This window comes from Methylocystis sp. WRRC1 (genome assembly GCF_020733155.1).
In the GTDB taxonomy this organism is placed as follows: Bacteria; Pseudomonadota; Alphaproteobacteria; order Rhizobiales; family Beijerinckiaceae; genus Methylocystis.
The window spans coordinates 3,427,427-3,439,446 of record NZ_JAJFZJ010000001.1; the positions used below are offsets into that span (position 1 = coordinate 3,427,427).

The 12,020-nt window shown below is 64.1% G+C and carries 14 protein-coding genes; 5 read left to right on the forward strand and 9 right to left on the reverse strand.

Going from position 1 to position 12,020, the window contains the following annotated elements:
* Positions 1-50: 50 nt before the first annotated feature.
* The 6 genes from LG047_RS16835 to purC form a co-directional block, all read right to left on the reverse strand.
* A complete protein-coding gene (locus tag LG047_RS16835) occupies positions 51-395 on the reverse strand; it encodes a hypothetical protein (RefSeq protein ID WP_227967903.1) in 345 nt (114 codons plus the stop codon).
* Positions 396-476: 81 nt separating this feature from the next.
* Positions 477-2,633, reverse strand: coding sequence for a multicopper oxidase domain-containing protein (locus tag LG047_RS16840; RefSeq protein WP_227967904.1), 2,157 nt, complete (start codon positions 2,631-2,633; stop codon positions 477-479).
* Positions 2,634-2,968: 335 nt separating this feature from the next.
* The gene (purQ, locus tag LG047_RS16845) at positions 2,969-3,658 is read right to left on the reverse strand and encodes a phosphoribosylformylglycinamidine synthase subunit PurQ (RefSeq protein ID WP_036286328.1); all 690 of its coding nucleotides are present in this window, start codon (positions 3,656-3,658) and stop codon (positions 2,969-2,971) included.
* Between the two features lie 9 nt (positions 3,659-3,667).
* Positions 3,668-3,904, reverse strand: a complete 237-nt coding sequence (gene purS, locus LG047_RS16850; protein WP_036289283.1) for a phosphoribosylformylglycinamidine synthase subunit PurS — start codon at positions 3,902-3,904, stop codon at positions 3,668-3,670.
* 63 nt (positions 3,905-3,967) lie between these two features.
* Entirely contained in the window at positions 3,968-4,411 is a 444-nt protein-coding gene (locus LG047_RS16855) for a DUF3429 domain-containing protein (RefSeq protein ID WP_227967905.1), read from the reverse strand.
* A 168-nt stretch (positions 4,412-4,579) separates the two neighbouring features.
* Entirely contained in the window at positions 4,580-5,374 is a 795-nt protein-coding gene (purC, locus tag LG047_RS16860) for a phosphoribosylaminoimidazolesuccinocarboxamide synthase (protein WP_036286333.1), read from the reverse strand.
* A gap of 396 nt (positions 5,375-5,770) precedes the next feature.
* Here purC and LG047_RS16865 point away from each other — a divergent pair, with 396 nt between their 5' ends.
* From LG047_RS16865 to LG047_RS16875, 3 genes are all read left to right on the forward strand, one after another.
* Entirely contained in the window at positions 5,771-6,094 is a 324-nt protein-coding gene (locus tag LG047_RS16865; RefSeq protein WP_036286339.1) for a DUF1476 domain-containing protein, read from the forward strand.
* 73 nt (positions 6,095-6,167) lie between these two features.
* Positions 6,168-7,178 carry a tyrosine recombinase XerC gene (locus tag LG047_RS16870; RefSeq protein WP_227967906.1) on the forward strand — a complete coding sequence of 337 codons (1,011 nt, stop codon included), beginning with the start codon at positions 6,168-6,170 and terminating at the stop codon, positions 7,176-7,178.
* 54 nt (positions 7,179-7,232) lie between these two features.
* The gene (locus LG047_RS16875) at positions 7,233-7,778 is read left to right on the forward strand and encodes a hypothetical protein (protein ID WP_227967907.1); all 546 of its coding nucleotides are present in this window, start codon (positions 7,233-7,235) and stop codon (positions 7,776-7,778) included.
* A 68-nt stretch (positions 7,779-7,846) separates the two neighbouring features.
* Here LG047_RS16875 and ribB read toward each other — a convergent pair whose 3' ends face one another.
* Complete coding sequence (gene ribB / locus LG047_RS16880; protein ID WP_036286349.1) at positions 7,847-8,929, reverse strand: 3,4-dihydroxy-2-butanone-4-phosphate synthase; 1,083 nt, start codon at positions 8,927-8,929, stop codon at positions 7,847-7,849.
* 85 nt (positions 8,930-9,014) lie between these two features.
* Positions 9,015-9,413, reverse strand: a complete 399-nt coding sequence (locus tag LG047_RS16885) for a hypothetical protein (protein ID WP_227967908.1) — start codon at positions 9,411-9,413, stop codon at positions 9,015-9,017.
* Positions 9,414-9,629: 216 nt separating this feature from the next.
* On the opposite strand from LG047_RS16885, the gene LG047_RS16890 reads away from it, so the two are divergent.
* A complete protein-coding gene (locus tag LG047_RS16890) occupies positions 9,630-10,373 on the forward strand; it encodes a phosphodiester glycosidase family protein (protein WP_227967909.1) in 744 nt (247 codons plus the stop codon).
* Between the two features lie 5 nt (positions 10,374-10,378).
* Here LG047_RS16890 and LG047_RS16895 read toward each other — a convergent pair whose 3' ends face one another.
* Positions 10,379-11,452, reverse strand: a complete 1,074-nt coding sequence (locus tag LG047_RS16895) for a histone deacetylase family protein (protein ID WP_227967910.1) — start codon at positions 11,450-11,452, stop codon at positions 10,379-10,381.
* A gap of 165 nt (positions 11,453-11,617) precedes the next feature.
* Here LG047_RS16895 and LG047_RS16900 point away from each other — a divergent pair, with 165 nt between their 5' ends.
* Complete coding sequence (locus LG047_RS16900) at positions 11,618-11,962, forward strand: hypothetical protein (RefSeq protein WP_051134428.1); 345 nt, start codon at positions 11,618-11,620, stop codon at positions 11,960-11,962.
* The last annotated feature ends 58 nt before the right edge of the window (positions 11,963-12,020 follow it).

Consider the following 12,020-nt stretch of genomic DNA (forward strand, 5'->3'; position numbering starts at 1 on the left):
CGCTGCCGGCGAAGGTCGGTCAAGAATAAAGCCCGTCGCGCAAACGGACATCAAAGAAGCCTGCGGCACAGACCTCGCAAAAGCTTCCAGTCCTCTGCGCTTTTTCTCTCGACCAGCGCGGCGTCGAGATAGACGCGGTCGGCGCCTTCCTCCTCCTTAACAAAACCGACCTGACAGGCGAATCTGGCGCCTTCCACGGTGGCGCATTCCAGGCCCACGATCCTGAGATCCTTATCATGGAGGCCGCCGGCGACATTCGCCTCCCGGTTATACGCCGCCTGAAGGTTCTCGATCGTCGGCGCCGTGGCGGCGCCTGTCGCCGGGGCCTTGAACATTACCGTCGCGCCTGCGAGCGCAATAGCGCCGACCGCCGCCGCTTTAGAAAATCGCGCCATCGAAGTTCTCCATGAATTTGCTGCGCGCGCCCCTTTCCCAATGTCGGGAGGGGCGCGCGTATCAGACCGCTGGGCATTCGATCACTTCGGCGATGGCACCACGCGGATCGCGGCCATCATTCCTCCGTCCTCATGTTCGAGGATGTGGCAGTGGAAGACGAAGGTCCCGAGCTGCGCGAAGGGAATTTTCACATAGACCGGCGTCACCTTGCAGCGGCCCGCCTTGAAATCCGCGACCGTGCAGGATGCGGCGTCGGGATTCGTCGCAGGTTGCGATCCAGGTCCCGCTTCAGCGTAGGGAAGGGCCATCGTGTCTTCCATCGCGCCCGGCTGCTTCGAATTGGGATTGAGCGGGCTCCAGATTGGCGCGTTCGGATCGACCCTGCGGAACTTTGTCTGGTGGATGTGGAAGTTGTGCAGCTCGGTGGAGAGGTTGTAGAGCTCCCAAATCTCGCTGGCCGGCCGCTGATAATCGGCGAGCGGCACACAGACCTTCATGCTCGGGTCGAACTGCTGGATATCGACGAAGGTGTTGGGAACCGGCTTCCCGAATTCGTCGATCTCCTCATAGCCGAGCCCGAAGATCGGATTTTCTTTCGCGTCCAGGCCAGGACCGGCCCCGCCGGGAATGTTCGGATTGCCGAAGTAGATTCTGCGGCGATGGCCCGGCGCGAGCGGCGCGCATCCGCTCGGCAGCGGCGTCGCCTTGGCGCCGGGAACCGGCCCCGTGAAGATGCCGCCGACGGAAAGCGTTGACGCGGCGCCGCCATTTTTCACATGCACCGCCTCCTTCACGATCGACGGCTTGCCCGGAGCGAAGCTGACGCTCGCAAAATTGACCGCCGGCCAGGGATCGCCCGCAGGACCGGTTTGCACGCCGGTCGAGCGCAGCGTCGCCGTCGCGCCCTGCGGCGCGCCGCTCATGGAGTTCGCCGCGTCTCGATAGGCGACGTGAATTTCCGCGCGGCCCGCCGGCATCATGAACAGCTCCGTCGCACAGACAGGCGCAGAGGAATAGAGTTGTTTCAGTCCCGAAGTTATCGACCAGTCGCCGGTCGTCGGCGTGGGGGCGGCACATTTGGCGAGCTTGAGTTTATGCTTGCCGATCTGAACGACCTGCCCTGCGGTCGCGCTCGCGGGGAAACTGACCGACACGCCGTCGAGCGATAAGACCTGCACCGCCATGGGTTTCCCGGTCCGATCGTTCACGAGCTGCATGTTGTAGGTAACGCTCGCAGACGTATTGGTCAGCCGCCAGATTTCGCCTTCGGGCGTTCCAACGGGAATTGAGGGATATTGCTGGCCATTGAGCGTGAAAAACCATTTTCCGCCGGGATAGCTCTCCTCGTTTGCAGAACAGACGCCGTTTCCGACGCCCCTCTGCGGATCGCAGAAAGTCGGATCCTGCTGATAATTGCCGACGCCGCTGCCCAGAACCTGAAAATCCTTCATGATCAGATGACGGACGTAGGACTCCGGAACCGGATAGGCGCAGGCTTCGTCGGCGCAGGCATATGACGCGATATCGCCGACGCTGATGATCCCGGCGAGACCCGCCGAAACCTGATTGAGCGCGATGCCATGCACATGCGGGTGCAGCCAGGCCGCGCCGAGCGGATGATTCTTCGGCAGCTGGATGTCGTAGTCGACCACGCCCGTCGAGACTACGTCGCCATGCGCATGCAGCTTGTTGTAGGCGCCGGGGTCATAGGTCGCGGGATTGCCATTGGCGGGATTGAAAACAGAGGTGAAAACGAAGTCGCCGTAGACCGGAACGCCGGGCGGCGCGACGGAGTTGGGCCGCGCGGCGACGACGAGCCCGTGAGTGTGGAGGTTGGTGGGATCGAGCGCCAACAGCGGATTTTCGTCGATTCGCGTCAGCCATTCGGGCGGCAGCGCGGGCAGTTTGTTGACGAAGCGGATTTTGAGCCGATCGCCCGGCTGAAGGGCGAGGCGAAAGCCGCCGTAGGAGCTGGCCGTGCCGGCGCCTGCGGGGCAATCCGTCCCGGCAGCCGGACGTGGGCAGACCGTATAGACCCCCGCTGTCGGATTTGGTCCCGAAAAGTTGAAAGCGGTGACCGGCTTCGTCTCCGCAATGATCATGAGGTCGAGAACCCCGCCCGCGCTCCGGAACACCGAAGGCTCTGCAAGCGGAGCCGATGCGCATTGCGACGCCCCGGCCAACGACGCGAAAAAGGCGGCGACGCTCGCCGCCGCCAACTTTGCGGAACAATTCATGTTTTGCACGCCCCTGAAGGATCGCCCCTTGCGATTGGCGCGAGCGTGACAATAACTGTGCCACTGGCTACGGGCCCGTCGGGACGTGGCGGCGCGGGCGCAGCGCCGCGTTAATCTCGCTATCGTTTGCGCGATTTGCGCGTCACCGGGCCGGGGGGTTGGAACGGGCGGGAACCACCTTTGTGTGGTGGAGTGTCTGTTTTTTCTCATAAAAACTGTCCTGTTTCGGCGCTGCTGCGTCGAATCGGGACATGCGCGACCTAGCGCCAGGGGTGGAAAAATCTCTTTGAGTGGATCAAAAAGCAGCGTCTCGGAAACTGCTTTACGGCGGCAGGTCACGCCGCGCTGGCGAGACTCTCGAACAGGGCGCGGCCGTCGATCCCGCCGACCAGCGGGTCGATGAGATTTTCGGGATGCGGCATCAGGCCGAGCACATTTCGCTTCTCGGAATAAATCCCGGCTATGTCGTTGCGCGAGCCGTTTGGGTTGGCGTCGCCGCCGAGCTTCCCGGCCGCGTCGCAATAGCGGAAGGCGACAAGCCCCTCGCCCTCAAGCCGCTCGATCGTCGCGTCGTCGCCCTCGTAATTGCCCTCGCCATGAGCGATGGCGACCTCGATCACCTGGTTCCGGGCGTATTGGCGCGTAAAGGCCGTGTCGTTCCGTTCGACGCGCAAATGCTGCATCTTGCAAATGAAGCGCAGATTGGCGTTGCGCATCAGCACGCCGGGCAGCAGACCGCTCTCGCAGAGAATCTGGAAGCCGTTGCAGACGCCGAGAACGAGGCCGCCGCGCGCGGCGTGCGCCCGCACCGCGTCCATGATGGCGGCGCGGCCGGCGATGGCGCCGCAGCGCAGATAATCGCCATAGGAGAAGCCGCCCGGCAACACGACGAGATCGGTGCCCGCCGGAAGCTCATGGTCGGCGTGCCAGAGCATGGCGGGCTTATGGCCCGTAGCCTGCTCGAGCGCGCGCGCCATGTCGCCTTCGCGATTGGACCCGGGAAAGACGATGACGGCGGCTTTCATGGGCGTCTCTCAGATGTCGATCTGGAAGTTTTCGATGACGGTGTTGGCGAGCAGCTTCTCGCAAGCCGCCTGCAATTGCGCCCTGGCGGCTGTCGCGTCGTCGCCCGCCATTTCGACGTCGAACACCTTGCCCTGCCGCACGCTCGCGACGCCCTCGACGCCGAGCGACTTCAGCGCGCCTTCGATCGCTTTGCCTTGCGGATCGAGGACGCCGTTTTTCAGGGTGACGACGACACGTGCTTTCATGAGCGATTTTTCCGTAGTGGGATTGGCCACACGGTTAGCCGCCTTGCGCTCAAAGGGCAAGCGTCAGAAGAGTTGCGCGCCGGCTCCAACAAGCAGGCAAGCGGCGACGGTAGCCGTGAGAGGACGTCGCAAATACGGATACCATCCCGGCGCGCGTCCCGCGCGAGTCTCTCCCTCGTCATAAAGAAGCAGGCCGCCGAAGCCGGACGCGAGAAGAACGAGCCCTCCTGCGCCGCCGATCACGAACGCGGCCAGGGCGACGATTGAGGGCGCGACGCTGCGGGCGAGCCGCGCCAGATCATAATCCTCCCTTGCCATCGCGACGCCCCAATGCACCCCACCCATGAAAGAAAGGATGATGGCGCCGTAGCCCAGCAGGAGCGTGAGGCCGAAGGGGCGCAATACGCCGAAGACGGGCAGGGCCAGCAACGCTCCGGCCAAAAAGGGGAGGGCCCCGGCGTAGCCGAGAGATTTTGCCGCGGGCGGTACGATGTGCTGCATGCTCATCTCAATCTCCTTTTCGAGAAGGATGAGAGCAGCCGGCACAATCCCGCAAGAAACAGCTTCGCCAAAGGGCGAACGTCTCTCGCCAGCGCCGACGGAGGCGGCGGCGGTCGAGGCGAGTCGCCGCCGGTTCGAGATGAACCGGCCGGCGTTCCTTTCGGGAAAAGTCCCTTACTGCACCAGCTTCGGGGCGCCGACGCGGACGGTCTCGCCCTCCTGCATCACGCCGAGCCGGCGGGCGACCTCGGTATAGGCCTCCACAAGCCCGCCCATGTCGCGGCGGAACCGGTCCTTGTCGAGCTTGTCGTTGGACTTGATGTCCCACAGACGGCAGCTGTCGGGCGAAATCTCGTCGGCGACGACGATTCGCATCATGTCGCCCTCCCAGAGACGTCCGCACTCCATCTTGAAGTCGACCAGGCGAATGCCGACGCCGAGGAACAGGCCGGACAGGAAGTCGTTGACGCGGATGGCGAGCGCCATGATGTCGTCGATCTCCTGCGGCGTGGCCCAGCCGAAGGCGGTGATGTGCTCTTCCGACACCATCGGGTCGTCGAGCGCGTCGTTCTTGTAATAGAACTCGATGATCGAGCGCGGCAGCTGCGTGCCTTCCTCGAGCCCAAGGCGCTTGGCGAGCGAACCCGCGGCGACATTGCGCACGACGACTTCGAGCGGAATGATCTCCACCTCGCGAATCAGCTGCTCGCGCATGTTCAGCCGACGGATGAAATGCGTCGGCACGCCGATGTTGTTGAGGTGCTGGAAGATATATTCCGAGATTCGGTTGTTCAGCACGCCCTTGCCGTCGATAACTTCATGTTTCTTAGCGTTGAAGGCGGTGGCGTCGTCTTTGAAGTGCTGAATCAGCGTGCCGGGTTCAGGGCCCTCGTAGAGGACCTTGGCCTTGCCTTCATATATGCGGCGGCGGCGGTTCATGGGGGTCAACCGGGGCTTGAGAAAGTCCATTTATTCGGCCGAAGCTCCTTCCGAAATGGGTCCCGGGCCGGGCCTTCGTCAAGGGCGCGTAGCCCTCAAGGAGCGGCAAAAGGCTTTCGCCCGGCCGCGTATCGAATCGGTCCTAGCGTCTTTGGGGGCCAGTGACAAGTCGACGAGCCACTCTAGCCGAATCGCCAGGGTCGCACAATGCGTCGGCTTCCCGACGCTTTCGCCGTCCTGTCCTGGCGAAGTTCGCGCCGGCGGAACGAAATCTTCCGAGGGTCCGCCCGCGCGTTCGGCCCGGCATTGGCTTTGCACGCGAATACGCCTATATGCGTGCGGCGCGTCGCGGCGATGACCGCGCGCCGCCCGGCGGCGAGGCCGCACGAATTTTCGGAAAGAAGAACAACCCGGCTGAGGATGGACATGAGCACTTTCGACCAACGTGAGGATTCGTTCGAGAAACGCTTCGTCCATGATGAAGAGTTGCAGTTTCGCGCCGAGGCGCGCCGCAACAAGCTGCTCGGCCTGTGGGCGGCGGAGAAAATCGGCAAATCCGGCGCCGACGCGCAGGCCTACGCCGAAACGCTCGTCGCGGCGGAAGTCTCCGCTGACGCCGACGAGCGCGTTCTCGCGCAGGTGAAGAAGGACTTCGAGGCCGCCGGCGTCGACCAGTCCGAGCACCAGATTCGCCGCACGATGGACGAGTTCCTCGCCCAGGCGAAAGCCGAGATCAAGGCCGGCAAGTAATACCGCCGGACGGGGCAGGGGCAGGGGCGGAAAGCGGTTTTTTCTTTACGCTTTCCGCGCAAAGCTCCGCTCCATGCGCGATTCGCATCTCCATACCGGGCGCAAGGCGCCGCGGCCTGCGACGGAAGCGCGGCCGCTTCCCGGCCCGGCGTTTTTCAGCGCCGCGCCGCAGATCGCCGAAGAGGCCGCCCTTTGGCTGCAGGCGCTCTCTGGCGAAAGACGCGCCTCGCGACACACGATCGACGCCTATGCGCGCGACGTTGGCGTTTTTCTCCGCTTTCTCACAGAGCATCTCGGCGCGAAGCCGGACGCCGCCGCTTTGTCTGCGATGCAGCCTGCCGATCTGCGCGCCTTTCTCGCCCGCCGGCGCAATGACGGCCTCGAGAGCCGCTCGCTGCTCCGGGCGCTGGCGGCGGTGCGCAACTTCCTGCGATTTCTGGAGAAAAAAGGACTGGCCAGAACGGATGTCTTCGGCGCCGTTCGCGCGCCCAAGCGCCCGCACAGCCTGCCCAAGGCGCTCACTGTCGGCGACGCCCGCGACCTGGTCGATCCCGAGCAGCGGGCGGGGGAGGCGCGGGAGCCATGGGTTCTGGCGCGCGACGCCGCCGTCATGGCGCTGCTCTATGGCGTCGGACTCCGTATCTCGGAGGCGCTGTCGATTCAGAGGGCGGATGCGCCAATTGGCCGCACCGACCGGGTCACGATCACCGGCAAGGGCGGCAAGACCCGCACATTGCCCGTCATCGAGCCGGTGCGTCGGGCGATCGAGGCCTATCTCGCAATCTGCCCCTATGATCTGGCGGGCGGGCCGTTGTTCGTCGGCGCGAGGGGCGGGCCGCTTTCGCCGCGAATCGTGCAACTCGCCATTCAGCGTCTGCGCGGCGCGCTCGGCCTGCCCGACAGCGCGACCCCGCACGCCCTGCGCCACTCCTTCGCGACCCATCTTCTGGGGCGCGGTGGCGATCTGCGCACGATTCAGGAACTGCTTGGCCACGCCTCGCTCTCGACGACGCAGATTTACACGGCGGTCGACAAGCAGCGCCTGCTCGACGCCTATCGCTCCGCCCATCCACGCGCGGATTGAGCTTCTCGGCCACAGGATTATTTGACTCTGACAAGTTCAGGCCGGGGAACGCGCATGCCGGGCAGATTGTCGATCGCCATCCTAGTCGTTGCGGTTTACATGGGAGCCGCCCTTGCCGAGACCGCCGCGCCGGGCCTTTTCAGCCTTGGCCCCTATCGCCTCGCCTTCTCGGCCACTCAGAAGGGCTCCGACCGGCCGGCGGAAAAATACCGGCGTGAAATCCCCGGCGTCGGGCCGACGACTCTGACGATTGAGCCTGCCGACGCTTCGGAAGCAAAAAGTCCGGCTGGCGAGGTTCGGCTTCTGCGCGAGAAAAACCAGTTCGACCCGCCGGAAGTCCTCGCGACATTCGCATCGCCGCAGGGCGGGCCGCTCAGCTTCGATTACAATTTCGCAGTCGAAGGGAAATACATAGTCGCGGTCAACGCCATGGACGAAACCGGCGACGCCTATCGCGCGCAGTATCCCTTCTTCGTCATCCAGACGGAGGAATCGCATCCGCTGCTGGTGGGCGCCTTCTCATTGGCCTGCGTCGGCGCTGTCATCGCGATATGGCGCGGCATGTCGAAGACGACCTCCGGAGCGCCCCGCCGGATGTGAGTGCGAATTAGAATTGGCGCCGGGGGCGATGCGAGATCGAACGCATCCACCCACAATTTTCAGGGGCGCTACTCCACCGGCTCCACCGCCGTGATCTCGATTCCAAATCCCGAAAGCCCCACGAAAGCCCGCGGCTTGGCGGACGACGAGCGCAGCCGGATCGAGGAGACGCCGAGATCCTTCAGGATCTGCGCGCCAAGCCCCACATCCAGCCATTGCCGCTTGCGCGTCTCCTCGGCGTTTTCCGCCTGCTTGCCCACGACATTGGTCGGCACGCCCGCCGCGCCGTCGCGCAGATAGACCAGCACGCCGCGTCCCTCGCGGGCGAAGCGCGCGAGCGTCTTCTTGATCGTCTGCGCGCCGCCCATCACATCGGCGAGAATATCGGCGCGATGCAGACGCGTCGGCACGTCGCGGCCGTCGCCGATCGAGCCGTGCACGAAGGCGAAATGCTGCACGCTGTCGAAGGGCGTGACATAGGCGTGGCCGATCATGTCGCCGGCTTCCGTCTCGACATGGAAGGTCGCGACGCGCTCGATGAGCTTCTCGCGCGCCTGGCGGTAGGCGATGAGATCGGCGACAGAAACGAGCTTGAGATTGTGCTTTTCCGCGAATTCCACGATCTGTGCGCCGGTCATCACCGTGCCGTCGTCGTTCGCCAGTTCGCAGATGACGCCGACCGGCGGAAGCCCCGCGAGGCGGCAAAGATCGACGGCCGCCTCCGTATGGCCTGAGCGCATCAGCACGCCGCCGTCCTTCGCGATCAGCGGAAAGACATGGCCGGGCCGCACGAAATCGGCGGCGCCCATATTTCCGTTGGCGAGCGCCCGCACCGTATTGCAGCGCTGCTCGGCGGAGATGCCGGTGGTGAGGCCGTGCTTGACGTCGACGGAAACGGTGAAGGCCGTGCCGAGCGGCGCGTCATTCTCCGCCACCATGGGCGCGAGATGCAGGCGCCGGGCGTCCTCCAGCGTCAGCGGCGCGCAGACGATGCCGCAACAGTGGCGGATGATGAACGCCATTTTTTCCGGCGTGCAGAGGGAAGCGGCGATGATGAGATCGCCTTCGTTCTCGCGGTCGTCGTCGTCGGTGACAACAACGATTTCGCCGCGCGCGATGGCCTCGATGGCCTCTGTGATGGAATGCGACAAACCCGTCTCCAGGAGGCGCCGAACGGCGCTCGTCCTGCATATCTAGCTGTCCGGCCGCGCGGTTTCAAATCCGCGCGCGGCGGCCCTATTCGGGGCGGCGGGTCGTGTCGTGCAGGCGGGGCGAGCCGCAGACCGTGCAGGGCACGAAACGCAGGCCCGCCGCGGCGCTGATCAGCCCGTTGGTCGGCTCGCGGCGGATCGGCGTGTCGACGTCCTGCGTCGAGACGAGCCTGATCTGAATGTCGTCGCCGAGCCGCAAGGCGTTGTCCTCGATCCATTCGACGCTCTGCTCGCCGGCAGGGTCGGACGAATCGATGCCGCCGACGCGAAGATCGAGACCGTCGATCTCGGCGCCGCCCGTGGCGCGCGACGACGCTCCCGCGTCCTTGCCCACCCAGGTCAGCATGAACGACATAGCGCCACGGTCCGTGAGCCCGGCCACCGCGAGCTTCTTGCCGTTCTTCCAGATTTCGAATCCGAGCAACCTAGCCTCCTGCGAAAAGACGCCGCACGACGCCCCTTTGCAACGGATTACGCCGAATATGTTGCCAATTCGAACCGCCATTTAGTTTTAATTTTATCGATCGCCCGATAAAATTCAGCGCGCTGCACGAGACAGGAGCCGGGTCGAATGGAGCCGGACGCGGCGGGCGCCTCGGCGATACGGTCAAGTTATATGTGTTACACTAACAGAAAGATAATGCCCGCTCTCGCTGCGCTCGCAATGGTTGCCGTGACGCCGCTCGCCGTACGCGCGGCGCCGGCCGTGCCTTGCGCGGAGCTGACGGAGGCGGGGGCCTCTTACGCTGTCTGTGATTTCGATGCGCGCAAGACGTCGATTCGCCTGTTCCTGCGCGATGAGAAGGGCGAAATCTACGGTGGTTTCTCTCGCCTCGCGGATGCGCTGGCGGCGAAACGCGAGACGCTCGCCTTCGCCATGAACGCCGGCATGTATGGAGAGGATTTTTCGCCCGTCGGCCTGTTTGTCGAAAGCGGCAAGACGCTGCATGACGTCAATACGAATGGCGGCGCCGGCAATTTCCACATGAAGCCCAATGGCGTCTTCTGGATCGACGGCGTCCGCGTCGGCGTGACGGAAACTGGCCGATTTCTGAAGTCCCGCGCGCGGCCGGCCTACGCCACGCAGTCGGGGCCGATGCTGCTGGTCAACGGGCGCGTCAATCCGCACATTCACGACAGCGGAACGTCCGAGAAAATGCGCAATGGCGTTTGCGTCTCGCAAGGACATGTCGCGCGCTTCGCGATTTCAAACCAGCCGGTGACCTTTCACCAGTTTGCCAAGCTGTTTCGCGACAGGTTGAAATGCTCCGACGCGCTGTTTCTGGACGGCGGATCGGCGTCCGCGATCTACGCGCCGTCCCTCTCGCGCCATGACCGTTTTCACCCAATGGGGCCGCTGGTGGGCGTGGTGGAGAGAAAATAACCGCGCTACGCCTCCATCAGCGCGCCGACATGCGCCGCGACGCTGTTTGCAAGGTCGATCGGCGTATATCCGCCTTCCAGCAACGATACGATACGGCCGCCGCAACGTCGCGCTGCAATCTCCATCACGCGCAGCGTCACGTCCCGAAAATCTTCCCGCACGAAGCGCAGGCCGCCGAGCGGATCGTGAACATGGGCGTCGAAGCCCGCGCAGAGAATGACGACGTCAGGCGCAAACGCGTCTAGGCGGGGGAGGATGCGGGCTTTCAACGCCTCGCGAAATTCTCCGCCGCCGTCGCCCTTTCGCAATGGCGCATTGACGATATTGTCATGCGCGCCGGTCTCGCTGACTGAGCCCGTGCCCGGATAATGCGGCGTCTGGTGCGTCGAGCAGTAAAGGACGTTTTTCTCGCTCCAGAAAATCTCCTGCACGCCATTGCCGTGATGCACGTCGAAATCGACGATGGCGACGCGTCCGGCGCCATGCGCCGCGATGGCGTAACGCGCGGCGATCGCCGCGTTGTTGAAAAAGCAGAAGCCCATCGGCGCATTCTCGCGCGCATGATGTCCCGGAGGGCGCGTTGCGACGAACGCGTTGCGCGCGCTGTTGCCCATCACTGCGTCGACAGCGAATACAGCGCCGCCGGCCGCGCGCATCGCGGCGTCGAGCGTGGCTGCGTTCATAACAACATCGGCGTCGATTTGCGTGTGACCCTCTTTCGGCGCCAATTGTTCGAGGCGCGCGAGATGCGCGGCTGCGTGAACGCGCAGCAACGCGTCGCGTGAAGCAATCGGCGCCTCGGCGCGCGCGAGCGAAGCGAAACGCGCATCGCTCAAGGCAGAGGACACGGCCTGCAGCCGCGCCGGACGATCCGGATGGCCGGGGCCGGGATCGTGATCGAGCATTGCGGGGTGGGAGACACAGAGCGTTTTCGGCGTCGCTGCGCGGGCGCCGAAGGCGACGAGGCTTGCAGCGCCAGCAATGGCGGCGCGGCGGGTGAACGAGCCGTGACGCAGTTCGCGCGCCGCCGGACGGTCGCTGCTACCCCCGACGTAGAGAAAATCCGCTTCGTCGCTCATCGCCACTCGATCTCTGCGATAGGGGGCGCATATTGCGCAACGCGACCAGTTGAGGAAAGGGGAGACGTTCGGCCATGCTCGATATATTGTCAGCAGCGCGGCGCGTTCGTTGAAACGAATGGCGAATTTGCGTTTCCCGGCAAGGGACGAAACCGGAAGATCGAAATGCTCAAGCGCTTGTTTCTGACTTCATTGGCGCTTCTCGCAGGTTGCCTCGACATCGACGCGGCGCCTGCGGCCAAAAAAGCGCCTGAAACCATCACGGGCAGGATCAGGAAATTCGAGTGCGGCGACAACTGCTATCTGACGATCGAGACGAGCAGCGGCGCGCGAACCACCGGGCTGTGCGAGGCGAAGCAATGCGTCCCATGGTTCGAGAACCAGAGCATGCCCAAAAAATTCATCGGGAAGCGGATCAGGGTCACTACTGGCGTCGGCAAGCAGTTCGATGGCAATTACGACGTCGTCGGGCATACCCTGTCGTTCAAGTCGATGACCTTCATCAAATAGTCTGAAGCGTTTGGCCTCGCTGGGCGCGTGGGAAGCAGATCGCGAGCCGTGGGGCCCC

Coding starts and splice junctions, on each gene's coding strand:
- purC (WP_036286333.1), bottom strand. CDS start 5,374: ATGGACTTTCTCAAGCCCCGGTTGACCCCCATGAACCGCCGCCGCCGC.
- purQ (WP_036286328.1), bottom strand. CDS start 3,658: ATGAAAGCCGCCGTCATCGTCTTTCCCGGGTCCAATCGCGAAGGCGAC.
- LG047_RS16875 (WP_227967907.1), top strand. CDS start 7,233: ATGCCGGGCAGATTGTCGATCGCCATCCTAGTCGTTGCGGTTTACATG.
- LG047_RS16895 (WP_227967910.1), bottom strand. CDS start 11,452: ATGAGCGACGAAGCGGATTTTCTCTACGTCGGGGGTAGCAGCGACCGT.
- purS (WP_036289283.1), bottom strand. CDS start 3,904: ATGAAAGCACGTGTCGTCGTCACCCTGAAAAACGGCGTCCTCGATCCG.
- LG047_RS16840 (WP_227967904.1), bottom strand. CDS start 2,633: ATGAATTGTTCCGCAAAGTTGGCGGCGGCGAGCGTCGCCGCCTTTTTC.
- LG047_RS16835 (WP_227967903.1), bottom strand. CDS start 395: ATGGCGCGATTTTCTAAAGCGGCGGCGGTCGGCGCTATTGCGCTCGCA.
- LG047_RS16865 (WP_036286339.1), top strand. CDS start 5,771: ATGAGCACTTTCGACCAACGTGAGGATTCGTTCGAGAAACGCTTCGTC.
- LG047_RS16890 (WP_227967909.1), top strand. CDS start 9,630: ATGCCCGCTCTCGCTGCGCTCGCAATGGTTGCCGTGACGCCGCTCGCC.
- LG047_RS16855 (WP_227967905.1), bottom strand. CDS start 4,411: ATGAGCATGCAGCACATCGTACCGCCCGCGGCAAAATCTCTCGGCTAC.
- LG047_RS16900 (WP_051134428.1), top strand. CDS start 11,618: ATGCTCAAGCGCTTGTTTCTGACTTCATTGGCGCTTCTCGCAGGTTGC.
- LG047_RS16870 (WP_227967906.1), top strand. CDS start 6,168: ATGCGCGATTCGCATCTCCATACCGGGCGCAAGGCGCCGCGGCCTGCG.